The sequence below is a fragment of the Acidisoma sp. genome (genome assembly GCF_965199065.1).
Lineage (GTDB): Bacteria > Pseudomonadota > Alphaproteobacteria > Acetobacterales > Acetobacteraceae > Acidisoma.
The window spans coordinates 723862-747510 of sequence record NZ_CBDAQN010000001.1 but is presented as its reverse complement, the minus strand read 5'-3'; the positions used below and the strand labels follow the sequence as shown (position 1 = coordinate 747510).

At 65.4% G+C, this 23649-nt stretch carries 18 protein-coding genes and 1 pseudogene; 8 read left to right on the top strand and 11 right to left on the bottom strand.

All coding sequences use genetic code 11. The features are described from left to right. Positions 1-14: 14 nt before the first annotated feature. A complete protein-coding gene (locus tag ACOEQ1_RS03505) occupies positions 15-1649 on the bottom strand; it encodes a S10 family peptidase (protein ID WP_419757836.1) in 1635 nt (544 codons plus the stop codon). 249 nt (positions 1650-1898) lie between these two features. Here ACOEQ1_RS03505 and ACOEQ1_RS03500 point away from each other — a divergent pair, with 249 nt between their 5' ends. The 6 genes from ACOEQ1_RS03500 to ACOEQ1_RS03475 all read left to right on the top strand — a co-directional run bounded on the left by ACOEQ1_RS03500 (position 1899) and on the right by ACOEQ1_RS03475 (position 9418). Next, on the top strand, positions 1899-3203 hold the full coding sequence (locus ACOEQ1_RS03500; RefSeq protein ID WP_419757835.1) for an ArgE/DapE family deacylase: 1305 nt from the start codon (positions 1899-1901) through the stop codon (positions 3201-3203). Between the two features lie 56 nt (positions 3204-3259). Continuing rightward, the gene (locus tag ACOEQ1_RS03495; RefSeq protein WP_419757834.1) at positions 3260-4777 is read left to right on the top strand and encodes a sodium:solute symporter family protein; all 1518 of its coding nucleotides are present in this window, start codon (positions 3260-3262) and stop codon (positions 4775-4777) included. A 22-nt stretch (positions 4778-4799) separates the two neighbouring features. Continuing rightward, positions 4800-5042: a hypothetical protein gene (locus tag ACOEQ1_RS03490; protein ID WP_419757833.1), complete on the top strand. Its 243-nt coding sequence runs from the start codon at positions 4800-4802 to the stop codon at positions 5040-5042. A 22-nt stretch (positions 5043-5064) separates the two neighbouring features. Next, positions 5065-6675 (top strand): GMC family oxidoreductase, encoded by a 1611-nt coding sequence (locus tag ACOEQ1_RS03485; protein WP_419757832.1) that lies wholly within the window; start codon positions 5065-5067, stop codon positions 6673-6675. After that, complete coding sequence (locus tag ACOEQ1_RS03480; protein ID WP_419757831.1) at positions 6676-7782, top strand: class II histone deacetylase; 1107 nt, start codon at positions 6676-6678, stop codon at positions 7780-7782. A 250-nt stretch (positions 7783-8032) separates the two neighbouring features. Beyond that, a complete protein-coding gene (locus ACOEQ1_RS03475; RefSeq protein ID WP_419757830.1) occupies positions 8033-9418 on the top strand; it encodes a purine-cytosine permease family protein in 1386 nt (461 codons plus the stop codon). A 33-nt stretch (positions 9419-9451) separates the two neighbouring features. Here the strand turns inward: ACOEQ1_RS03475 and ACOEQ1_RS03470 are convergent, their stop codons facing one another. The 7 genes from ACOEQ1_RS03470 to guaB form a co-directional block, all read right to left on the bottom strand. Beyond that, on the bottom strand, positions 9452-10126 hold the full coding sequence (locus tag ACOEQ1_RS03470; protein ID WP_419757829.1) for a DUF1028 domain-containing protein: 675 nt from the start codon (positions 10124-10126) through the stop codon (positions 9452-9454). Positions 10127-10135: 9 nt separating this feature from the next. Next, positions 10136-10552, bottom strand: a complete 417-nt coding sequence (locus ACOEQ1_RS03465; protein ID WP_419758631.1) for a RidA family protein — start codon at positions 10550-10552, stop codon at positions 10136-10138. 39 nt (positions 10553-10591) lie between these two features. Beyond that, on the bottom strand, positions 10592-11866 hold the full coding sequence (locus ACOEQ1_RS03460; protein ID WP_419757828.1) for a flavin-containing monooxygenase: 1275 nt from the start codon (positions 11864-11866) through the stop codon (positions 10592-10594). Positions 11867-12074: 208 nt separating this feature from the next. Next, positions 12075-13643 carry a glutamine-hydrolyzing GMP synthase gene (gene guaA / locus ACOEQ1_RS03455; RefSeq protein ID WP_419757827.1) on the bottom strand — a complete coding sequence of 523 codons (1569 nt, stop codon included), beginning with the start codon at positions 13641-13643 and terminating at the stop codon, positions 12075-12077. Positions 13644-13681: 38 nt separating this feature from the next. Further along, a complete protein-coding gene (locus ACOEQ1_RS03450; protein ID WP_419757826.1) occupies positions 13682-14227 on the bottom strand; it encodes an N-acetyltransferase family protein in 546 nt (181 codons plus the stop codon). Between the two features lie 2 nt (positions 14228-14229). After that, on the bottom strand, positions 14230-15513 hold the full coding sequence (locus tag ACOEQ1_RS03445; RefSeq protein WP_419757825.1) for an RsmB/NOP family class I SAM-dependent RNA methyltransferase: 1284 nt from the start codon (positions 15511-15513) through the stop codon (positions 14230-14232). 25 nt (positions 15514-15538) lie between these two features. Next, the gene (gene guaB / locus ACOEQ1_RS03440) at positions 15539-17074 is read right to left on the bottom strand and encodes an IMP dehydrogenase (RefSeq protein WP_419757824.1); all 1536 of its coding nucleotides are present in this window, start codon (positions 17072-17074) and stop codon (positions 15539-15541) included. A 178-nt stretch (positions 17075-17252) separates the two neighbouring features. On the opposite strand from guaB, the gene ACOEQ1_RS03435 reads away from it, so the two are divergent. Further along, the gene (locus ACOEQ1_RS03435; RefSeq protein WP_419757823.1) at positions 17253-18665 is read left to right on the top strand and encodes a carbohydrate porin; all 1413 of its coding nucleotides are present in this window, start codon (positions 17253-17255) and stop codon (positions 18663-18665) included. A 9-nt stretch (positions 18666-18674) separates the two neighbouring features. Here the strand turns inward: ACOEQ1_RS03435 and ansP are convergent. Continuing rightward, positions 18675-20191, bottom strand: a pseudogene (gene ansP, locus ACOEQ1_RS03430) (L-asparagine permease). Between the two features lie 248 nt (positions 20192-20439). Here ansP and ACOEQ1_RS03425 point away from each other — a divergent pair. After that, complete coding sequence (locus tag ACOEQ1_RS03425; RefSeq protein WP_419757822.1) at positions 20440-21879, top strand: MATE family efflux transporter; 1440 nt, start codon at positions 20440-20442, stop codon at positions 21877-21879. Here the strand turns inward: ACOEQ1_RS03425 and ACOEQ1_RS03420 are convergent. Both ACOEQ1_RS03420 and ACOEQ1_RS03415 read right to left on the bottom strand, forming a co-directional pair. Then, positions 21839-22561, bottom strand: a complete 723-nt coding sequence (locus ACOEQ1_RS03420) for an RlmE family RNA methyltransferase (protein ID WP_419757821.1) — start codon at positions 22559-22561, stop codon at positions 21839-21841. The genes ACOEQ1_RS03425 and ACOEQ1_RS03420 overlap by 41 nt on opposite strands. 20 nt (positions 22562-22581) lie before the next feature. Then, on the bottom strand, positions 22582-23616 hold the full coding sequence (locus tag ACOEQ1_RS03415) for a Ppx/GppA phosphatase family protein (protein ID WP_419757820.1): 1035 nt from the start codon (positions 23614-23616) through the stop codon (positions 22582-22584). Positions 23617-23649: the final 33 nt, after the last annotated feature.

The following is a 23649-nucleotide window of genomic DNA, read 5'->3' as shown; positions in this document are numbered from 1 at the left end:
CGTCGTATGGGGATTTAGACCTGTGGTTTGGCCTGCAGCGTCGACTGCTGGAGCATGCGGATGCGGCTCATCGCGTGGGCGTCGGATGTAGCGCTTCTGTAGAGCGTCACGAGGTCCGCCTTGATGGCCGTCCGGGACCCGCCGTCCAGGTAGATCATATGCCCGGACGGGTAATACCGGATCGTGAGGTTTTGCCGAACCGCGGCATTATCCAGAGGCATTGCCTGGAGGTCGCGCGTCGTCTGATAGAAAGGGGTGACAGAGTCGTAGTAGCCGTTGGCCGAGAGAACCTTGAGATCGACGTTGAGGCTCATCGTCGCGGCAAGGTCGCCGGCCGTGTAGAGGATCACGTTGCCCTGGGCGTCGATCCCCTTCTGTGCATCCGTCGGGTCCGTGTGATGGAAATCCCAGTTCGCAAAGGCCTGGTCATTGAGATCGGTGAAGGAGGACACCGAGGTATATTTCAGCTCGTCGTTCAGGTAACTGTTCCACATCACGGTGTAGGCGCCGTTGACCGCGGTCATCGTCGGATCGTTGCTGCCCGACATGGGATCGATGGTCGCCGCGATGCCCGTGTCGATGCCGGTCGCCCGTCCGTCGTAGGAACCGAGCGCCAGGCCTTGATCCTTCAGCAGCGTGACGAGGAACTCCGATGTGCCCTGCTGATTGGCGGTGGCGACATTCAGGTTCCAGGTCAGCAGCGTCTCGGTGTCGATGCCGATGTCTGCGGATAACTGCTGTAGCGTTGCGGGATCGGGATGCGGCATCTGCTTCAACGCCGCCGCATACCGGGTCCCGGCGAACGCCATCGCCTGTTCCGCAAACGGCGGCAACGTGGGAGGCGTTGGCTGCACCGTCGTCTTGTGGTGATACCACGCGTCGGCGGCCCAGGTGGGCATCAGTCCGACCGGGTTCCCCGCCTGCGCGTAATCGAGAATCGACGACTGGATGGTCAGGCCGTTCAAGTCGACGCCGTCCTCGTGCAACATGTAGGCGAGGACACATGTCCGCGCCGTGCCGTAGGATTCGCCATAGAGGAACTTGGGCGAGTTCCATCGGTCATAGACTGTCAGGTAGCGCTTGATGAACTGCTTCAGCGACGCCGCATCCTGGTCGGTCCCCCAGAAATCCTTGTTGACCTTCGGCGCGATGGCGGCCGAGTAACCGGTGCCGACGGGATTGACGAAGACCAGATCACTGATGTCGATGAGACTGTCGGTGTTCGTCTCGATCTCATAGGGCGCCGGAGGCGTGAAATTGGGGAGGGACGTCTTCAGCCGCATGGGGGCAAAGGATCCCAGCAGAACATAGACGGACGAAGAGCCCGGGCCGCCATTGTAGAAGAAGGTCACCGGGCGGTTCATGACGTCGGACGTGTCCGCGGTGAAGGACACGTAAAAGAACGTAGCGTCAGGCTTGGAACTGCTCGCATCGACCGTGACGAGATGACCGGCGCGCGCTGTGTAGGCAATCTCGCGGCCGCCAAGCTCGATCCGATGCCGGGTCACTGCCGCGGCTTCCGTCGCGTTGGCAACGGAATCCTGCGGTCCGTTGCCGTAAGCCACGGAATCGGACAGGGGTTGGTCTTGCTCGGCGCTTCGAACCGGCTGCTTCGACGGATCGGCGGGGGCATTAGAGGACGCGCTCATCGCTCGTATCTCCTCGCTCCGGATCGCGAACGCGTGGCATCATGAATGTCGCGCCGGTCGTCAGGGATATGGTGCCGCGTCACCGGTCGCCAAGTCATGCCTCAGGCTGTCGCGGTTGAAACAGATGGAGCGGCGCGTTCCTTAGTCATGTGCCCAAAAAACGGGCTCAATAAAATGGAGTTGCTTACCGGCGCGGATCCTATAGCGTTTTAGCACAATCGGTAACCACTCCTTCAAAGGCTCGCTCTATTGGCTGAATACGCGACTGACGATCCCGGCCTGGCGCATGCGCTTCTTGAGGCGGCAGACAGTCTGAAAGACCATGCCATCGAGCTTGCCTCTCGCCTCGTCCGCCACCGCAGCGTGCTAGGACAGGAACAGTCCTGCATCGAGGAAATGGCGGCGATGTACGAGACGCTCGGGCTCGCGCCGCGCTTCATCGCCATCGATGAGGCGGCGCTTCGGGACCATCCGGGCTTCTCGCCGCCGCTCATCTCCTACGCTGGCCGCAGCAACGTCGCGGCGGTGCATCGGCCGCGCGAGGTCCGGGGAAAAAGCCTGCTGCTCCAGGGCCATCTGGACGTCGTGCATGAGGGCGCAGCCGACTTGTGGACCACGCCTCCCTTTGAACCCGCGATCCGTGACGGACGGCTCTATGGCCGCGGTTCGGGAGACATGAAGGCCGGTCACGCAGCCGTCCTGGCGGCGATGGCCGCCCTCAAGCTCGCGGGCGTTCAGCCGGCCGCCGAACTCCAGTTGGCGGCGGTGATCGAGGAGGAATGCACGGGCAACGGCGCGCTTGCCGTCATGCAGGCGCTGCCGATGCCCGAGGGCGTCATCATCCCTGAACCCGGCCCCGGCCGCGAGGCCCTGTGGGTTGCGGAAGTCGGCGTCGTCTGGGCCTGGGTGACCGTCACCGGGCGCCCTGTGCACGTCCGGCAGATGAGTAGCGGCATCAACGCGATCGACGCGGCATACGTCGTCGTCGAGCATTTCCGTCGCTACGAGGCAAGGATGAACGAGCCGGCGGCGATGCATCCGGCCTTCGCCGACGAGACGCATCCGGTCAACGTCAATTTCGGCACCATCGAAGGCGGCGAATGGAACAGCTCCGTGCCGACGCGCGCCCGCATCGGCATGCGTGTCGGCGTCATGCTCGGGCGCTCCTGCCGCGAGGTCGAGCAGGATATCCGCGCAATCGTCACGGAGGCGGCCGCCGATCCGCGCCTCGGCGGCATCACGCTCGATGTCGCCTTCCGCGGCTTCATGGCGGATGCCTGCCTGATGCCGCCGGAGCAGCCGATCGCGCGCCTCGTCCAGGAGGTGCATCGGCAACTCGTCGGCGAGCCCGTTGCGCACTACACCGCGACCGCCCTCACCGATGCGCGCTTCTACGCGCTGCATGGCAAGACGCAGGTGACCTGCTACGGGCCGGATGGCGACCTTGCCCATGGCATCGACGAAAGCGTCGGCCTCGCCTCCCTGCATCGCGTGACCCGCACGCTGACGCTCGCCATTGCCGACTGGTGCGGCCTGGAGCCGCTGAGCCGATGACATCCGCCCTTTGAGATCAGCCCGCTGACCGCCACCCCGTTCAGGAGTGCCTGCCTGTGATCATCACCTTTGGCCTGATCCTGCTCTTCTGCATTGCCGTGATCGTGGTGCTGCAACGGGCCCATGTGACCGACAAGTCGTTCACCGATTATGCCGTCGCCGACCGGTCCTTCGGCTGGACGTATCAGGCGATGTCCTTCCTCAACACCTGGTGGCCCGGCGGCATCTTCCTCGCCCTCACCGGCCTTGCCGCAGGCTCCGGCGTCATCGGCTTCTACATGGTGATCTACAGCCTCCTCACGGTCGTGCTCATGTACGTGATGGCCGAGCGTGTCTGGGTCTGGGGCAAGCTCTTCGATCTCAAGACCCAGCCGGACCTGTTCGCACTGCGCTACAACTCGCGCGGCGTCTCGGTGGTCGGCGCGATCATCGGCATCGTCTCGGGCATCCCCTGGCTTATCCTGGGCTTCAAGGGTCTCGGCGACATGTTCCAGGCCCTGTCCTACGGCGCCCTGAGTGCCACCACGGCGGTTCTCATCGCCGTCCTCATCATGGTGGTGCGCCAGTTCTGGACGATCCGCATGGGCATGCGCGGCGTGATAATCTCGGACATGCTGCAGGGCATCGTCGCTTACATCGGTGGCGTCTTCATCATCCTTGGCCTGATCGCCTGGCTCATCTGGGGCCGTGGCCTGGGCCTCGGCCACCTGCCTGCCGCCAAGCTCGCGGTGCCCGGCCTCGGCGCCGGGATCGGGCCTCTTTACCTCTTCGCCATCATCTTCTCGGGCGCCATCGGCGGCTGGTGCTGGCCCGCCATCTTCATCCGTCTCTACACCGCGAACGGCGTGCGTAGCGTGCAGCGTGCCGGCGCCTTTGGCGCCCCGCTCTCACTGGTCTGGTCCGTCGCCCTCGTCATTCTCGGTCTCCTCGCCGCCGGTCTGCCCGAGGTCGCCAAAGCGCCGGACGCGATGTGGTTCACCGTCTGCCGCCTGGCCGGCGGCCCGGTGCTGCTCGGCCTCGCCGGCGTCGTCGTGCTGGCGGCGACGATGGGCAATGTCGACGGCAACGTGCAGGCGACGGGGGCGCAGGTCGCTAACGACCTCGTCGGCGCCTATCGGCCCATGAACCACAGGAACTCGGTCATCGTCGCCAAGATCGGCATGGTGGTCGTCACGGTCATCTCGGCGGCACTCGCCACGCGCAGCATTCCCCATCTCTTCATGCTGGCGATCCTGTCCTACCAGGGCATCATCCAGCTCGCGGTGCCGCAATATCTCGGCATCTTCTGGCGGCGCGGGAACGCCACCGGCGCCATCCTCGGCATGGTGGCAGGCTTCGCCCTCGCCATCATCCTGCAGGCGATCTACCCGCTCAGCATCGGCTGGGCCTGGGGCCTGACCTCCGGCGTCATCGCGCTGATCGTCAATGCCGGCATCTACGCCGCCTGCGCCGTGCTGCTGCCGAGCGGCGCCCAGGAGCAGGAGAGGGTCCGCGGCCTCTTCGCGCTGACCAGCAGCCGCATGCCGAGCGCGAGCGCCATCGGCGCCCTCGCACTGAAGCCGCGCCGCGCCTGATCAGCAGAGGAAAGTCCGCATCATGTCCCTCGCCCCGCTGCCCGCAAGCCGTCCCCGGTCGACCTTCATTTCGATCTGGTTCGCGCTCGACGCCATTCTGGCGCTCTTCCCGCCCATCTATTGGGCGCTCGGCCGCCCCACGCCCATCGTCTTCGGCCTGCCGTGCTCGATCGTCTATTACGGGGCGCTCGGCCTTTTTATCGTTGCCAGCCTGCTCGCCGCCTATTGGGACGATGAACGTCGCGGCGCCTTCGCCGCAGGCTGAATGCGCCTGGGAGGAGCTTGCCGTGACCTATGACACGATCATCGTTGGCGGAGGCAGCGCGGGCTGCGTGCTCGCGAACCGCCTCTCCGCCGATCCCCGGCGGCGCGTTCTGGTGCTGGAAGCCGGACGCGCGGCGCCGCAAGACAGTGACATCCCCGCCAACTGGCCGATGATGTTCAACACTGGCGTCGATTGGGGGTACCACACGGAGCCGCAGGTTGGATGCCGCATGCGGCGCATCTACTGGCCTCGCGGCCGTATGGTCGGCGGCTCGGGGTCGCTCAATGCCATGATCTATATCCGCGGCCTGCCGTCCGACTATGACGGCTGGGCGGCTGCCGGCTGCACCGGATGGGGCTGGCAGGACGTGCTGCCGGTCTTTCTGCGATCCGAGAACAATCCGCGCCTCGGCAACAGCCCGTTGCACGCGGCTGGCGGAGAGCTGACCATCTCCGACGTGCCCTTTGTCGATCCGGTGGAACGGCTCTGGCATCGCGCCGCGCAGGCGGCCGGGATGCCCGACAACGCCGACTTCAATGGCCCTGAGCAGGAGGGCGTCGGCTGGTTCCAGCTTACGGTGAAGGACGGCGAGCGGTTCGGCACGGCCAAATCCTTCCTTCGCCCCGCGCTTGGCCGCTCCAACCTCACTGTGCGAACCGGCGTTTTAACGACCCGCATCCATGTCGAGCATGGCCGGGCGCAAGGCGTTTCGTTTCTCGATCGCGGTCAGCCGGAGACCGCCTATGCGCCCGAAATCATCCTCTCGGCCGGTAGCATCGGCTCGGCCCAGCTTCTGCTGCTCTCGGGCATCGGCCCCGCCGCGGAGCTGGAAGCCGTGGACGTGGCGCCGGTGCACGATCTGCCGGGCGTCGGCAAGAGCCTGCAGGACCACATCAACATTCCCATCACCTACCGCACCAAGGAGCGTGTCGGCATCGGCGGCATGACCGGCGCCGAACTCGCGGCGGCCATGACCGAATGGCAGGAGCAGCGCAGCGGCGCCTTCACCTCCTGCTGGGTCGCGGCCGGCGGCTTCGTGCGCAGCAGGCCGGATGTCGAGCCGGATCTGCAACTCTATGGTGTCGTCTCCGGTCATCGCGACCATGCCCGCTACCTCGCGAGCCATGCCGGCTTCACCTTCCACGCGACGCTGCAGCGGCCGAAGAGCCAGGGCGAGCTTCGCCTGCGCTCGGCCGACCCGCTCGAGCATCCGTCGCTCGACCCGCGCTACTTCAGCTCCGACGACAGCGGCACGGACCTCGCGACCATGGTGGAGGGGGTGCGGCTCAACCGGCGGATCGCGGCGCAATCCCCGCTCGCCGAGTTGCTCGACCATGAGATCGCTCCGAGCGCGGGCCTCGAAAGCGATGACGACATCGGCGACTTCATCCGCAGCCAGTGCACGACGCTCTATCACCCGACCAGCACCTGCAGGATGGGCACCGACCGTCTGGCGGTGGTCGATCCGCATCTCAGGGTGCATGGGCTGGAGGGTCTCACCGTCGCCGATGCCAGCGTCTTTCCGCGCATGATCTCCGGCAACACGAATGCGCCGACGATCATGATCGCGGAACGGGCGGCGGAGTTCCTGGGCGCGACCGCGCCGCGCGCCGCGATGAAGGAGGCTGTCTGAATGCCCAACGTCGGCTTCGTCTGGCACGAGCGCTACATGTGGCACAACACGGGGATGGCCGCGGGTTCCATCCCGGCTGGGGGCCTCGTCGAGCCCGAGATCCACATCGAGAACCCGTCCGCCAAGCGCCGCATGCGCAACCTGCTCGAGGTCACCGGCGTGATGGACAGCCTGACGCCGCTGCGGCCTCGTCCGGTCACCATGGACGAGGTGCTGCGCGTCCATGGCGCCGCCTATATCGAGCGCCTGCAGGCGATGAGCGAGCTGGGTTTCGGCGAGGCCGGAGACCATGCGCCCGTCGGCAAGAATTCCTGGGAGATCGCACTGATGTCGGCGGGCGGCTGCCTGGTCGCCGCGGAGGCTGTGTGGGACCGCACTGTCGATACCGCCTATGCGCTCGTCCGCCCGCCGGGCCACCATTGCGAGCGCGACCGGGGCCGCGGTTTCTGCCTGTTGGCCAACATCCCGATCGCGATCGAACATCTGCGCCGCACGCGCGGGGCGCGGCGCATCGCGACGGTGGATTGGGATGTGCATCATGGCAACGGCACGCAGTCTCTGTTCTATGAGGATGCAGATGTGCTCACGATCTCCCTGCATCAGGATCGCTGCTACCCGCTCGATTCGGGCGGTGTCGAGGAGCGCGGGACGGGTGCTGGGGAAGGCGCCAACATCAACGTGCCGCTGCCGCCCGGCACCGGGCACGGCGGCTATTTGGCCGCCTTCGACCGCATCGTGCTTCCCGCGCTCGAGCGGTTCCGGCCAGAGATAATCATCGTGCCCTCCGGCTTCGACGCCTGTGCGATGGACCCGCTCGGCCGCATGCTCCTGACGACGGACAGTTACCGGGCCATGACCGAGCGGCTGATGGCGGCCGCGGCGCAGCTCTGCCAGGGCCGGCTGGCGCTCTGCCACGAGGGCGGCTACTCGCCGGCCTATGCGCCATGGTGCGGTCTTGCCGTGATGGAGACGCTGGCAGGGTTGCCGCCGACGCCCGACCCCTATGCTCATCTCGCGCTGAGCGGTGGGCAGGAGCTGAAGCCCGCGGAGGACGCGTTGATCGGCATGATCGAGGCGCGACTGGAGCACGTGCCCATCGGGGCCTGAAGCCAACGGCATGATGAGAGGGGACGCTGGAAGCGAAACGCCCGCTCGCCGGACGCGACTTATCATTGGCGATGCGCGCCGCGGGGAGGTTTCGTATTGACCAAGATCGGCAGTATGCTATCGAATCGATTGATCAATCTCCGCTGCGAGAACAATCTCGTCAGTTAAAAGGCTAGCTTCGGGACGATCGCCACCATCACGGCTCGGTCAGGCTGGTCATAACCGGCAGAATTCTGCCTGGGAGAATGTGATGGATTCACCACCACTCGGTGCGATAGAGCACAACACCATCCAGCCCATCGGGCTAGATAAACGGCATGGTACAGGCAGCTACCTGTTTACCATCTGGTTTGGCTGCAACATGAACATCCTCACCGTCGTCACGGGCGGTCTGGCCACCACGCTGTTCGGGCTAGGGTTCGTATCGGCATGTTTTGCTGTCGCGATCGGCGTGTTGGTCGGCACGATCTTCATGGCGTTGCACGCCGCGCAGGGGCCTCAGCTTGGCGTGCCGCAGATGGTGCAGACGCGCGGCCAGTTTGGCTCGGTAGGCTCCATCGTCATCATCGTCGCCGTGATCCTGATGTACCTGGGGTTCATCGCTTCGAACATGGTGCTCGGAGGGCAGTCGATCCACTCCGTCCTGCCGAGTGTCAGCATCGACACAGGCGTTGTCATTCTCGGCGTCATCAGCCTTGCCGCAGCAATCTACGGCTACGACATCATCCATGAATACAGCAAATACGTATCCATCGTCACGGGGCTGGCACTCCTCGCCGTCTTCGTCATGTTGGCGTTCTTCGTCGGCCTGCCGAAAAATCTCCTGACCGCCGGCACCTACACCCTGCCGAACTTCATCGGCGCCGCATCGCTCGGCGCCCTGTGGACGCTCTCCTACGCGCCGTACGTTTCGGACTACACACGCTACATGCCGAAGAACACGGGCGTTGTTCCGGCCTTCTGGGGCACCTATTGGGGAGCGGCACTCGGCTCGATCTTCCCGATGATCCTCGGCGCCATACTCGGGATCATCGTCGGCAGTGGCGACATGGTCGCCGGCTTCACCCATGCCTCGGGCGGACTTGCCATCCCCATCATGATTATTTTCACGATCGGCCTCGCCTGTGGCACCGCGATCAACATTTACTGCGGCGTCCTCGCCTGCTTGACCTTCGTGCAAACCTTCGCCAGCGACTGGCTGCCCGGACTGAGCGCGCGCCTCGTCACAAGCTTGCTCATCTTCGTCTTCGCAGTTGCCGTCGGCATTCTGGGACAAGCGCACTTCCTCGCGAACTACATGAACTTCCTCTACGTCCTGCTTTATGTTCTGGTTCCCTGGACCGCGATCAACCTGGTTGATTACTACCTGGTGCGCCATGGATCCTACGATGTCGCCTCGTTCATCAGATCCGATGGCGGCATCTATGGTCGGTTCCAGTGGCCGGCTATCGCCTGCTACATCGCGGGCATCGCCCTCGAAGTGCCGTTCATGTCCCAGACGCTCTACACCGGCCCGATCGCAAAAATGCTTGGCGGCGCCGACATCTCCTGGATCGTGTGCCTGGCGGTGATCAGCCCCGTCTACTACTTCGTATCCCGGTCCAAAGCCGTGGCTCCCGCCGTGGCTGCCGAATAAGCCCGTCCAGGCTTTTTCTTCTGGTCCACCGACCTATTCGTTGCCGGGAACACCGTAACTTGGTGCCGCGGATGGGTCGCTGGCGCGTGTCACATAGGCCTCGAGCTGAGGCTTATAGAGGTCCCACAGCATGGCAACCTGTTCGATCGGGCAGTCATTCGTCCAGTCGCAGCGCAGATCGGCAACAGGCCAGGCCACATCCCGTACGAGCTTGAGGCCGGCGGAGTGAACGGGGCCTGCCTCACCTCCTGCCGCAAGAGCCGCCCGCATCGTCACGACAAGACGGTCGCCTAGATCGCCACGATGCGACAGGAACGCGTCGACCATAGCCTGCGGCACGCCGCTGTTGGCCAGCAGATTGCCACCGCACGCGACATTCCCGGCCCGCGCCTCGGCCCAGATGCCCAGTGCCTTCGGACCGGAATGGATGGCGCTCAACCCATTGAAATCGACGGCCAGAACCTGCCGGTAATCGGCATGCCGCGCCGTCCGCCGAACTATTTCGACGGCTTCCGTTGCTGACGCACCTCTCGCCATGAGTTCAAGGATGCGCGGTCCCAGCTCCGGATCAGTCACATTCTGGCTGGCGACCGCGCCTATGCCGGCCGCCGCATAGGCGCAACGTGCGGCAACAGCGGGCGAAGACGATGCGACGGCGACGCCAAACATGCCGGTGCTCATGCATCGCGCGACGATCGAAAATGTCATGAGCCGGCTCTAGTCCGGAATGACCGCGGTGGCGTCGATCTCGACCAGCCACTCAGGTCGCGCAAGCGCCTGCACGACGAGCCCGGTCGAGACCGGATGCACGCCTTTGATGTACTGGCCCATGGTCCGGTAAACCGCCTCGCGATGACGCACATCGGTGATGTAAACCACGACCTTGACAAGGTGCTCGATGGAGCCGCCGCATTCCTCGATGAGCTGCTGAATGTTCTGCATGACCTTATGTGTCTGTTCGGCGGGATCATGGCTATCGATCGACCGTGCGGTATCAAGATCCTGCGGACATTGGCCACGCAAATAGACGGTCTGCCCGCCTCGCGTAACAACTGCCTGGCAGAGATCGTTCTCGAGCTTCTGCTCAGGATAGGTATCTTTCGTGTTGAACATACGAATCCGGGTATGCACCATGTCGGTCTCCATCTGATCGGGCCGGTCCTTCGTCACGCGCTACGCCACGTCGCTCGCGCGTGTCGCAGGCGGGCGATAAGCCAGATAGCCGCGTTGCGTTGCAATATGATCGGCCAGGAACTTGGCGTCATGCCAGACGCCCCAGATGAAGCTCGATCCGCGTCTGGCCAGCCAGGGCAAGCCAAGGAAGTAAATTCCCGGTTCGCTCGACACGCCACGCTGATGCTTCGGCCGTCCTTCCCGATCGAACGCGTCGACCTTCAACCAGCTGAAGTCGGACGAATATCCCGTCGCCCAAAGAATGCAGGTCACGCCCGCTTCGGCAAGTTTGAGAACGCGGACCGGATCGGAAACACACGCCGGCTCCGGTTCTATCCGACGGGCATCGGGATCTTCCGGAAGCTCAAGCCCGTTGCGAGCAACATAAGCATCCGCCTCATCGAGCACGGCCCGGTAATCGGCATCGCCACGAGCCAGATTGGCGGCTAGATCGCCATCGAACGATACCGCGCCATCGTGATAACCGTTTACCCGCCCCACGAGGGCAACGCCCTGCCGGGCAAGACGCCGAAAATCGATTGTCTTGCCTCCATCGGCGCCGCTGACTGCGATCGTGACATGCGCGGCCCCTTCGGGCGGGGTCTGCGCATCCCATCTGCCGAGCACGCCAAGCCACCAGCAATAGTCCCTCTCCCGGTAGCGGCGAGGCGGCCTGCCGTGCGGAGTGACGGAGAGGAAGACGCGCCGCCCGGCATGGACAAGTTCATCCGCGATTTGCGTGCCCGACGATCCGGAGCCGACCACCAGCACGGCCCCTTCCGGCAAGTGACCAGGGTTTCGGTAATCGCTGGAATGAATTTGCATCACCCCGGCCGACGGCGGGACAAGAGCCGGAATGACCGCGTTGTGAAACGCGCCCGTTGCGGCCACCACATGATCAGCCTCGATGATGCCGTGCGAGGTAACCACTCGAAAACCACGGGCACGGTCCAGCCTCTCCACCGCCTTGACCTCGACACCGCAGCGGATCGGGGCGCCGATCATGTCGGCATAAGCAACGAAGTATTCGGCCATCTTGTCCTTGGGCACGAACTCCTCTGCATCGAATCCCGAGAACTCGAGACCTGGAAAGCGATCGTGCCAGGCAGGCCCATTTGCCACGAGCGAGTCCCATCGCCCGGAGCGCCAACGTTCCGCAACGCGATGACGCTCGAGAATGAGATGCGGCACCCCCACCGTACTCAGGTGCTCGCTCATGGCAATGCCAGCCTGGCCGCCACCCACAACTAGGGTGTCCACTTTCTCAACCGCCATAGCACGCAATTCCACTCGAATGTCTGAACTGATCGTAACAGATGTTGTAGAGAAGCGTCAGCGAGGATGGGTGGCCGTTCGAGCGTCGCCCTGAGAATTCGCGACCGAACGTGTGTCCTTCGCCGCTCCGCACATGGACGCCCGGGAACTTCTCGGCGATCGCGATCACGAGTTATACGTAAAGCAGGATCGTCCTACGCCCTCAAAATCATTCCCACTCGATCGTGCCCGGCGGCTTGCTTGTGATGTCATAGGTCACCCGGTTTATGCCGCGTACCTCGTTGACAATCCGGTTCGCGACCCGCGTAAGAAATGGCACCTCGAACGGATAGACATCCGCCGTCATGCCGTCCGTGCTCGTGACCGCCCGCAAGGCGCAGGCGAGGTCATACGTGCGCCCGTCGCCCATCACGCCGACGCTCCGCACCGGCAGCAATACCGCGAAGGCCTGCCAGATCGCGTCATAGAGATTGTGCAGCCGCAACTCCTCCAGGAAGATCGCGTCGGCCCGCCGCAGAAGATCGAGCCGCTCTCGCGTGATCGCCCCCGGAATGCGGATGGCAAGCCCCGGCCCCGGGAACGGGTGCCGCCCGACGATTGCCGGCGGCAACCCAAGCTCCAGCCCCAGCAGCCGTACCTCGTCCTTGAACAGTTCGCGCAAAGGTTCGACGAGTTGCATCCGCATCCGCGCCGGCAGGCCGCCCACATTGTGGTGCGACTTGATCGTCACCGAGGGACCGCCGGTGAAACTCACGCTCTCGATGACATCGGGATAGAGCGTCCCCTGGGCGAGGAAATCGGCGCCACCCAGTTTTGCGGCCTCCTCCTCGAATACGTCGATGAACAGACGCCCGATCGTCTTTCGCTTCACCTCGGGGTCGTCCACGCCGTCCAAGGCGCCGAGGAACATGTCGGACGCATCGCGATGCACGAGCCGGATGTTGAAACGCTCCCGGAACACCCGCACCACCTCCTCCGCCTCGCGCGCCCGAAGCAACCCGTGGTCGACGAAGATGCAGGTGAGCTGGTCGCCGATCGCCTCGTGGATGAGGGCCGCCGCAACAGCCGAATCGACGCCGCCCGAGAGGCCGCAGATGACCCGGCCCTGCCCCACCTGACGGCGGATGGCCTCGATCTGCGTCTGACGAAATCCCGCCATCGTCCAGTCGCCGGCACAACCGGCAATAGCGTGGGTGAAGTTGCGAAGAATGGCGGCGCCATGCGGCGTATGGACAACCTCGGGGTGGAATTGCAGCCCGTAGAGCCGCCGCTCGTCATCGGCGATGACCGCGAAGGGCGCGCCGTCACTGGTGGCGACGGCGCGGAAGCCCGGCGGCAGGCGGGTTACGCGGTCACCGTGGCTCATCCACACCTGCTCGCGCGCGCCCGGCGCCCAGCCGTCTTGGATGCCGTCGAAAAGAGCACAGGGCTCCGTCACCTCTACAAAGGCGCGGCCGAACTCACGATGGTCATGGCCCTCGACCGTCCCACCGAGTTGCAGGCACATCGCCTGCTCGCCGTAGCAGATGCCGAGCACCGGCACGCCCAGCTCGAAGACGATCGCAGGCACTCGGGGTGAAATGTCCTCGGTCACGCTCGCAGGACCGCCGGAGAGAACGATCCCGCGCGGGGCGTAGTCGGCAATCTTCTGCGGGTCGGTGCTGAACGGCCAAATCTCGGAATAGACGCCGCTTTCCCGCACACGGCGCGCGATCAGCTGCGTGAACTGGCTGCCGAAATCGAGGATGAGGATACGGTCTGCGGTGATCTGTGCCATGTCGCGATATGACCTAGCGAGGGTTTCGGGGCAAGGCGCTATTCCGTCAGCGGGGCCGTGAGCCGGTCGATCGGGTTCCAGACGAAGGCCGTCTGCGGCTGCAAACGGCCGCCGACGCTGACGCTGCCCTCGATCGAGCGCACGCCGCCCAGGCGCTCATAGAACCAGCGGCTGGGATTGCCGCTCAGAACCCAGACCAGCACGCTGCGGCATCCGAGCGCCGCCAGATCGACCGCCGCCGCCCGGATAAGTCCGCGGCCGAAGCCCTGCTCCCGCCAATCGTCCAGCACGTAGAGCGTCTCGATTTCACCATCGGCGATCGCACCCGACGGCAGCCGGCTCGCCGTCACGAAGCCGACCACCGGCGGCGCGTCGCCCTCCTCTTCGCGCGCATCATCCGGCGGCTGCGCGACATGGACGATGCCGCCACTGCGGATTACCCGGCCGTAGTAGGCTTCCTGCCGCCGCGCGGAGAGTTCGGTGAGCGTCCAATCCGGCAGCAGACCGGCGTAAGCGCTGCGCCAGGCCGCGACATGCACGGCGGCGATGGCGGCCCCATCCGACGGAACGGCGGGCCGGATCATCGTCATCGCCGTTCGAGGATCGCCGCAAAAAACCCGTCCGTGCCGTGGCGGGCGGGCGTCAGCCGCACCACGCCCTCCTCGGCAATGTCCGGCATCCCCTCAGGCATCTCGGTCACACGGGAGAAATCGGCATGTCCGGCCAGGAAGCGATCCACCTGATCCTCATTCTCCGGTCGCAGCAGCGAGCAGGTGGCGTAGATCAGCCGGCCGCCGCGGCGCAGGAAGCGGGATGCGTCATGCAGAATGGCGGCCTGTTTTTCCACCAGCGCTGAAAGGTCGGCCTCGGTCAGCCGCAGCCGGGCGTCCGGGTTACGCCGCCAGGTTCCAGTGCCGGTGCAAGGCGCATCGACCAGCACGCGGTCGCAGGTTTCCCGGCGGCGCTTGGCCCATTTGTCGCCTTCCGTCAGCAGATGCTGTTCGACATTGTGCACCCCAGCGCGACGAAGCCGGCGCACCGCACCCTCCAGCCGATGGGCTGAGGTGTCGGCCGCCAGGATGTGGCCGCGATTCTCCATGGTCATCGCCATCGCGAGCGTCTTGCCGCCTGCCCCGGCGCAGTAGTCGAGAATCCGCATCCCCGGTTGCGCATCGGCGAGCAACGCCACCACCTGGCTGCCCTCGTCCTGGATTTCGATGAGCCCGGAACGGAAAGCCTCACCGGTCACGACCGGCTTGCGGCCGGCGATCCGCAACCCCCAAGGGCTGAGCGCCGTCGGCTCGGCGACGATCCCCTCGGCCGCGAGTGCCGCCTGCGCCGCCGTGCGGTCGCCCTTCAGCAGGTTGACCCGCAGGTCGAGTGGCGCCGGCGCCAGCATGGCGGCGACCTCACGGTCGGTATCGCGGCCAAAGCGCTCCACCAGCAGCGGCATGATCCAGTCGGGCACCTCGAGCCGCACGGCGTCCGGCATGGCTGGATGATCGAAGGTGTGGTCGTTGAGGCGTCGGAGGATTTCCTCCTCGGCCTCGGTCAGCGGCTCGGGGGCATAACGGCCGCCGTTGTACATCTTCGCCACGTCATGGGACGGACGGCCACCGAGTACGGCGACCGCGCCGACCGCCAGGCGCGGACTGGGCTCGCCCTGGGCGCGCCCGATCCACCAGTTGAGCCGGCGCTGATGGCGGAGGACGTGCCAAACCTGATCCGAGACCTCGCGCCGGTCGCCGCCGCCGATGAAGCGACGCTGCCGGAAGAAGTCGTTGGCGACGGCGTCGGCAGGCTTGCGAGGGGCGGCCGCTATCGCCTCCAACAGAGAAATAGCGCCCGCAAGGCGTGCATTAGGGGTCAAGGCAGGAACCTAGCGTGAGGTCTGTTCAGTCCCGCCGATAGTTCGGCGCCTCGCGGGTGATCGACACGTCATGCACGTGGCTCTCGCGCAAACCCGCCCCGGTTATGCGCCGGAACTTGGCGCTCCGCTGCAGCTCGGCGATATCGGGGCTGCCCGCATAGCCCATTCCCGCCCGCAACCCGCCGACCAGCTGATGCACGACGGCGGCGACAGGCCCCCGGTAGGCCACCTGCCCCTCGATCCCTTCCGGCACCAGCTTGAGCTGGTCCTTGATATCCTGCTGAAAATAGCGGTCGGCCGAGCCACGCGCCATGGCGCCGATGCTCCCCATGCCGCGATAGGACTTGTAGCTGCGGCCCTGATAGAGAAACACCTCGCCCGGGGCTTCGTCCGTACCGGCGAAGAGGCTGCCCAGCATGACGGAGTTGGCGCCGGCCGCGATCGCCTTCACCATGTCCCCCGAGGTGCGGATGCCGCCGTCGGCAATCGCCGGCACGCCCAGCGCGCGGCAGGCGGCCGAGGTCTCCAGCACAGCCGAGAACTGCGGCACGCCGACGCCCGCGACCACGCGGGTTGTGCAGATGCTGCCCGGCCCGATGCCGATCTTCACCGCATCCGCCCCGGCATCGACCAGCGCCTCGGCGCCGTCCGGCGTCGCCACGTTTCCGGCCACGACCTCCACATCGTTGGACGCCATCTTGATCCGCTCGACCGAGGTCAGCACCCCGCCCGAATGCCCGTGAGCGGTATCGACCACAATGACATCGACGCCGGCCGCGATGAGCGCGCGTGCCCGCGCTTCGCCGTCCTCGCCGACGCCGGTGGCAGCCGCCACCCGCAGGCGGCCAAGCGCGTCCTTGTTGGCGAGGGGATAGGCCTCGGCCTTGTCCATGTCCTTAACCGTGATCAGCCCGACGCAGCGATACTCCGCGTCGACCACCAGCAGCTTCTCGATGCGGTGCTTGTGGAGCAGGCTCCGGGCCTCGTCCGGCTTGGCGCCCTCGAAGACCGTTATGAGCTTGTCGTGGGTCATCAACTGCGAGACGCGTTCGTCGAGGTCGGTCGCGAAACGCACATCGCGGTTGGTGAGGATGCCGACGAGGCGGCGGGTGCCCCGCTCCACCACCGGGATGCCGCTGATGCGGTTGGCCGCCATGAGCGCACGGGCGTCGGCGAGCGTTTCGTCCGGATGGATGGTCAGCGGATCGACGACCATGCCGGACTCGAAGCGCTTGACGCGGCGCACCTGGGCCGCCTGCTCCTCGATGGTGAGATTTTTGTGGATGACGCCCATGCCGCCCAGCTGGGCCATGGCAATGGCCATCGCGCTTTCGGTCACCGTGTCCATGGCAGCCGCGACCAATGGCACGTTGAGGCTGATGTTGCGGGTGAACTGGGTGGTCGTGTCAACCTGGGCAGGCAGCACCTGCGAGTAGTTCGGGACCAGCAGCACGTCGTCGAAGGCAAGAGCCTCCTCGATGGGTGGCCGGACGGCGATCCCTCTTGGCAGATCGAGCGAGCGCTCGATTGCGGAGTCGGGGGTCAGATCGTTGAGTGCCATGGCGAGGATCCCTGCGCAGCCTTGGCGGTGCCGGATACTCCGGCCCTTGCTGCAGCGCAAGGAAAGGCCGCGCGACTCTGATCTGCTCGGTAGCTGGCTCGCGTTTCTGTGACCGGGATTGCGTTCCTGCGAACCCTACCGAACTGTCATGCAACAATAAATCGGAGGGACGTTTCGGATGACCGGTTGGATCTGCAATCGGACCTTCATGGTCGTGCTCGCCCTCACCAGTCTTGTCGCGGCGCCCGAGGCGGCGCGGGCTCAGACCTCAAATAGCGGCGCCGGTGTCGGCGCCAGCCAGACGCTTTCACAACCAGCGCCAAAGTCCTCTCCTTCCGACAGCTTTCCGAAGGTCGAGCACCTGTTCGGCGACTGGGGCGGCATCCGCACCGATCTTGGAAAGCTCGGCATCGACGTATTGCTCAACTACACCTCGGAAACCGCCGGCAATGTCAGCGGAGGCACCAAGCGCGATCTCGGGTACGCCGATCAGCGCGCGCTCGAGGTCGATGTCGATTGGCAGAAGCTCGCCGGCATCACGGGATTCGCCACGCATTTCGTGGCCGTCAACCGGGCCGGGAGCAATGCGAGCGAAGGCTTCGGCGACAACCTGCTTCCGGCGCAGGAAATATACGGCGCCGGCGGCAGCGTCGCCTTTCATCTCGTCTACCTCTACGGGGAGGAGACGCTGCTGCACGGCGATGTCGATATCGCCGCAGGCTATTGGCCGACGGGCAACGATTTCTCGGCGTCGCCACTGAACTGTAATTTCATGCAGAACGCGCTCTGCGGAAACGAAAAAGCCATCACCGGCGCGAATGTCGGCTTTTCCTCGTGGCCCGATGCCACTTTAGGGGCTCGCCTGCGGGTCCGGCCCACGGCTGACACCTATGTGCAGTTCGGCCTCTGGGGCAGCGATCCCTATCTCTACCAGAACCCGCAAGATCGTTCCGGCTGGAACATCGACGTTTCGCAATACAACGGCGTCGAGGTGCCGCTCGAAGTTGCGTGGGAGCCGTCTTTCGGACCGGACCACCTCGTTGGCCATTACAAGCTCGGCGTAGGCTACGACAGCGCGCCCTTCGCGAGTTTCGAGAGCGCGATCCCCGGCGGCACTGGCTCCGACAAACGGGATCGGTGGCAATTCTGGGCGGAGTTCGACCAGATGTTCATCCGCCAGGGAAAGGGCGACGAGGCCGGGTTGATCGGTCTGCTCGGCTTCGTCCACGATACCCCGCAGACGATGGTCTACGAGAACGAGCTGTACGCCGGGCTTGTCGATCAGGGTTTCTGGCATGCCCGGTCCGAGGACACGATCGGCCTTCTGTTCATCTACCAGACCGTGAGCAGTCAACTCACGAGCGCCGAGCAACTCGACCAGGACTTCGGCGTGCCCTACAGCGACAGCGCCACCGGCGTCTCCGCGACCGGCGTGCAGACCAATGAAGAAGTGCTGGAAGCCAATTACGACATCCACGTCTATCGCGGCGTCAACCTCATGCCGGACTTCCAATACGTCATCCATCCGAACGCGCAGACGAGCATCCCGAGCGCCGTCGTGCTTGGCCTGAAGGCGCACCTGGAATTCTGAGCGCGGACCTCACCGCGGGTCGTTGTTCGGATGCGACTCCACGGTGCGGGTCAGAAGATAGGAGGGGATGGTCGGGCTGAACGGGTGGCTGCCCTTCATGATGATCCATCCCACGACCAGCGCGACTGCGACCACCGGGATGGCGGCGATGGTGTAGGTGCCATCGGGGTAGTCGAGGCCGGTCAGCACGAGCACGGCGAGCAGGAAGGCGAGCGTCAGCCACGAGGATAGCGGCGCGAAGGGCATCCGGAACTCGACCGCGGGCAGTTCTCCACGATCGATCGCGCGGCGCAGCATCATCTGGCAGATGACGATGAAAGCCCAGGTCGAAACGATGCCCAGCGAGGCGATGTTGAGGACGATCTCGAACACCTGCGACGGCACGACGTAGTTGAGAAGAACGCCGATGAGGTAGATGACCAGTGTCACGAGGATGCCGCCGAACGGCACTTTCGCCGCGTTCATCTTGGCGACGAACGGGGGCGCCGAGCCGCCCATCGCGAGCGAGCGCAGGACGCGGCCGGTGGAGTAGAGCCCCGAGTTCAGGCTCGACAAAGCGGCGGTCAGCACGACGAGGTTCATGATCGTGCCGATGAAGGGGACGCCGAGGGCGCCGAAGAAGGTCACGAAGGGGCTGGTGCCCGCGTGATAGGCAGTCCAGGGCATCAGCATCACCAACAGCACCACGGAGCCGACGTAGAAAAGCGCGATCCGCCACATCACGCTGTTGATCGCGCGCGGCAGAATACGTTTCGCATCCTGCGCCTCGCCGGCGGCGGTGCCGATCAACTCGATGCCGGCATAGGCGAACACGACGCCCTGCACGATGATGACCGCGGGCAGAATGCCATGAGGAAAGATGCCGCCGTTCTGGGCGATGAGATGAAACCCGTGCTGTGGCCGGCGACATGATGACCGCTGATGAGAAAGATCACGCCGATGACGAGGAACAGGACGAGTGCCGCGACCTTGACGAGCGAAAACCAGAACTCCATCTCGCCGAACCACTCGACGGCGATCATGTTCATGCTTCCGACGAGCACCAATGCGATCAGGGCGAAGATCCATTGCGGCACGCCCGCGAAGGTGCCCCAATATTTCATGTAGAGCGCAACGGCCGTGATATCGACGATGCCGGTCATCGCCCAGTTCAGATAGTACATCCAGCCGGCGACGAATGAGCCGCGCTCGCCGAGAAATTCCCGCGCATAGGAGACGAAGCTGCCCGAGGTGGGGCGATGCATGACGAGCTCGCCAAGCGCCCGCAGGATGAGGAACGAGAAGATCCCGCAGACAAGATAAACGAGGGCCAGAGCAGGCCCCGCATGTTGCAGCCGGCCGCCCGCGCCGAGGAAAAGCCCGGTGCCGATGGCGCCGCCGATGGCGATCATCTGAACCTGCCGCGGCTTCAACCCTTTCGCATAGCCATGCTCATGCGATGCGAGCCAGGCTGACTTCGCATGAGCCTGTGCGGCGGGCGACGTCTGAGCATCACGGGATGGAGGTGTCCTTTCAACCGAGCTCATGATCCGTCCTTCTGTTCCAGATGTTGCAGCGTCACTCGAAGACCGGGCGCCGAATCGAGATCGAGACGCCTGTTTGGTCTGCGTCATCAATGTGCAATCATCTTGCCACGGGCGCTATCGGTAATGCATCCGGCAACGGAACGGTGAATGCGAGGTGTTGGCCGGGAGGCCGCCTCGGGCTGTCCATCGGCTCCAGTTCGCTCTACGAAACGCGTCCGCCGCGCTGGCTCTCGAGGACCCGCCGCACAATGGCTATCGCCGCCAAGCCAGGGTCTCCGCCCGCGCGCTTCCTGACCGGCTCCATCATGCGCCACGTCACCGTCATGGCGCTGACCGGCGCCATCGGGCTCATCGCGGTCTTCGCCGTCGATCTTCTCAACTTCTTCTACATCTCCCGCCTCGGCGAGAAGCCCATCGCGGCCGCGGTCGGCTTTGCGGGCGCCGTCGGCTTTTTCCAGATCTCGGTCGCGATCGGCCTCACCATCGGCATCGGCGCCACCGTCTCCGCGGCCATCGGGAGCCAGAAACCCGGCGAGGCGCAACGGATCGGCACGACGAGCCTGATCGTCATGACGGCGCTGATGCTCGTCATCGGGCTCGCGACCGCCGCCGCACGGGGGCCGCTGCTCGGCCTGTTGCACGCTGAGGGCGAAACGCGGGTGATGGCCTCGATGTATCTGCTCATCACCTCGCCGTCGTTGCCGCTGATGGCGGTCGGCATGTGCTGTGCCGCGCTGCTGCGCTCGGCCGGGGTCGCTCGCCGGGCCATGAACGTGACCCTGTTCGCCGCCATTGCCGTGGCCGTCATGGACCCGATCTTCATCTTCGCTCTCCATCTGCGGCTGGAGGGCGCGGCGATCAGCACGGTGCTGTCCCGCGTGCTGCTCGCGGCGGTCGGGCTGCGCTTCGTGTGGCGGCAGGGGTTGCTCGGGCGGCCGGAGCCGCGGCGGGCGCTCGCAGACCTTCGGCGTGTGGGGCGGGTGGCGGCGCCCGCGATCCTCACCAACCTCGCGACGCCGGTCGGCAGCGCCTACGTCACCCAAACCATGGCCGGCTTCGGCGTGGCGGCGGTCGCGGGACAGGCGACGATCGACCGTATCACCCCGGTCGCCTTCGGCGTCATCTTCGCGCTGAGCGGCGCGGTCGGCCCGATCATGGCGCAGAACCTTGGCGCCGGCCGCACCGACCGCGTGCGGACGACGCTGCGGGCGAGCCTGATCTTCATGGCGGCGACCGTCGCCGCCGCCTGGGTGGTGCTGGCGCTCACGCAGAACCTGCTGGCGCTCGCCTTCTCTTCGCAGGGCGTCGCGGCTTCACTCCTGCACCTGTTCTGCAGCTGGATTGCCGGGACGATGATCTTCGCGGGCGGCCTTTTCGTCGCCAACTCGGCGTTCAACAACCTTGGCCGTCCTGGACTTGCGACCATCATGAACTGGGGCCGGGCGACCCTCGGCACCATCCCCTTCGTGGCCTACGGCGCACGCTTCGGGCCGGAGGGCGTGCTCATCGGCCAGGCGCTGGGTTCGGTCGTGTTCGGGCTGGCAGCCGTCGCCATGGCCTTCAGAGTGACCGACACGATGCACAAGCAGGCGACGCGCCGTGTGCCTCAGCCGATCATCGCGGTCCCGGGCGGACGCGCCACTGCGGTCAATCTGACGCTGGATGAGGAGCTTCACCCGCCGGATTAGCCGATGCCCGCAAGCCGGTCGCGACGACGTAAAGCTCGCTGGATTCCTTGCGGCTGGCCGGCGGCTTCGCATGACGAACCGTCTCGAACCGCTGCTTCATGGGCGTGAGCAGGTGCTTGTCGGCACCCCCCTGAAACAGCTTGGCGAGGAAGGACCCGCCGGGCGGCAACATGGCGAAGGCAAGCTCGAGCGCCATCTCGGCGAGGGCGACGATCCGGATATGATCGGTCGAGGCGTGGCCCGACGTGTTCGGTGCCATGTCCGACAGCACGAGATCGGGCGGCCCGCCCAGAAGCTCCAGTATCTGCGCCTGACACGCGGGATCGGTCGCGTCGCCCTTGATGAGATGGGCGCCGGGGATGGGCTCGATGGCCAGCAGGTCGATGCCGACGACGGAGCGCGCGCCGCGCCGCAGCGCCACCTGGGTCCAGCCGCCCGGTGCGGCACCGAGGTCCAGCACCCGCATGCCCTTCTTGATGACGTGGAAGCGGTCGTCGAGTTCGATGAGCTTGAAGGCGGCGCGTGACCGCCACCCTTGCTTCTGCGCCGCCGCGACGTAGGGATCATTGAGCTGGCGCGTGAGCCATCGCTGCGAGGCGACGCTGCGCCCCGCCGTCTTCTTCAGCTTGACCGTGAGACTCCGTCCGGAGCCCTGACCCGGGTCGGACACGCCCTTACTCATTAATTTACGCCTAAGCCTCGTTACGCCGGCGGGCTATGCGGCAAGGAAGCAACCGGACGCGCCCCGTTCGAGCGGCGGCTGTTCCGCCGGCGTCCGCCCCTGATCTGCCGCAGGAGCATGCCCTCGCGCAAGCCACGATCGGCGACGCCTACCTCCGGGGTTGGCCACACGGAGCGGATAGCGGCGAAGATGGCGCAACCCGGCAGCACGAGGTCTGCACGGTCATCCCCTATGCAGGGGTGGGCCGCGAGGCCGGCGCGCCCCATGGACCGCAGGGTTTCAACTGCGGCATCGGCTTCCTCACCGGGCAGCAGGATGCCGTCCACCAGCGGGCGGCGGTAGCGGGGCAGCTTGAGGGCGACGCTCGCGACCGTCGTGATGGTGCCGCTGGTTCCCAGCAGCCGGACGCCCGCCCGGTTGATCTCGCGGCCGATGCGGTGGATGTCCTCGAACTCCCAAAGCTTCTCCTCCACGGTCTCGACCATCGCGTCGAAGCCGCGATCGGTGAAACAGGAGTAGGGCGTGCAGGCGCCAAGCGTCATGACACCGAAGGGCAAGGACAGAAAGCTGATGAGGGTTGGCGAACCGCCGTCAAGCCGGACCCAGGCGAGTTCGGTGGAACCGCCGCCGATATCGAACACCAGGGCGCGGGTGCCCGCGCCGCGCAGCAGAGGCGAACAGCTTTCCAGCGTGAGTTCCGCCTCTTCCCGCCCCGAGATGATGCGGATGTCGAGCCCGGTCTGCTGGCGGACCTTGGCCAGAAAGTCCGGGCCATTGGCGGCGCGGCGGCAGGCCTCGGTCGCGACGGCGGTGAGGCCGGTGAGGCGGTAGCGGGAGATGCGGGTGGCGCAGGACCGTAGCGCGTCCATGGCGCGGTCCATCGCGGGCTCGGCAAGTTGACCCGTCTCCGCCAAGCCTTCACCGAGACCGACCGACCGGCTGAAGCTCTCGATGACGCGGAAACCGTTGCTGCTGGGGACGCCGAGCATGAGCCGGCAATTGTTGGTGCCCAGATCGATGGCGCCGAAGATCGGGGCGCCGAAAATAGGCGCCACCCCCCTTCTCTCAAAAGGGGGTGATGCATCACC

Excerpts from the sequence above, each read along its gene's own strand:
- ACOEQ1_RS03505 (WP_419757836.1), bottom strand. The coding sequence starts at position 1,649 with ATGAGCGCGTCCTCTAATGCCCCCGCCGATCCGTCGAAGCAGCCGGTT.
- ACOEQ1_RS03490 (WP_419757833.1), top strand. The coding sequence starts at position 4,800 with ATGTCCCTCGCCCCGCTGCCCGCAAGCCGTCCCCGGTCGACCTTCATT.
- ACOEQ1_RS03480 (WP_419757831.1), top strand. The coding sequence starts at position 6,676 with ATGCCCAACGTCGGCTTCGTCTGGCACGAGCGCTACATGTGGCACAAC.
- ACOEQ1_RS03475 (WP_419757830.1), top strand. The coding sequence starts at position 8,033 with ATGGATTCACCACCACTCGGTGCGATAGAGCACAACACCATCCAGCCC.
- ACOEQ1_RS03470 (WP_419757829.1), bottom strand. The coding sequence starts at position 10,126 with ATGACATTTTCGATCGTCGCGCGATGCATGAGCACCGGCATGTTTGGC.
- ACOEQ1_RS03465 (WP_419758631.1), bottom strand. The coding sequence starts at position 10,552 with ATGGTGCATACCCGGATTCGTATGTTCAACACGAAAGATACCTATCCT.
- ACOEQ1_RS03460 (WP_419757828.1), bottom strand. The coding sequence starts at position 11,866 with ATGGCGGTTGAGAAAGTGGACACCCTAGTTGTGGGTGGCGGCCAGGCT.
- guaA (WP_419757827.1), bottom strand. The coding sequence starts at position 13,643 with ATGGCACAGATCACCGCAGACCGTATCCTCATCCTCGATTTCGGCAGC.
- ACOEQ1_RS03450 (WP_419757826.1), bottom strand. The coding sequence starts at position 14,227 with ATGATCCGGCCCGCCGTTCCGTCGGATGGGGCCGCCATCGCCGCCGTG.
- guaB (WP_419757824.1), bottom strand. The coding sequence starts at position 17,074 with ATGGCACTCAACGATCTGACCCCCGACTCCGCAATCGAGCGCTCGCTC.
- ACOEQ1_RS03435 (WP_419757823.1), top strand. The coding sequence starts at position 17,253 with ATGACCGGTTGGATCTGCAATCGGACCTTCATGGTCGTGCTCGCCCTC.
- ACOEQ1_RS03425 (WP_419757822.1), top strand. The coding sequence starts at position 20,440 with ATGGCTATCGCCGCCAAGCCAGGGTCTCCGCCCGCGCGCTTCCTGACC.
- ACOEQ1_RS03420 (WP_419757821.1), bottom strand. The coding sequence starts at position 22,561 with ATGAGTAAGGGCGTGTCCGACCCGGGTCAGGGCTCCGGACGGAGTCTC.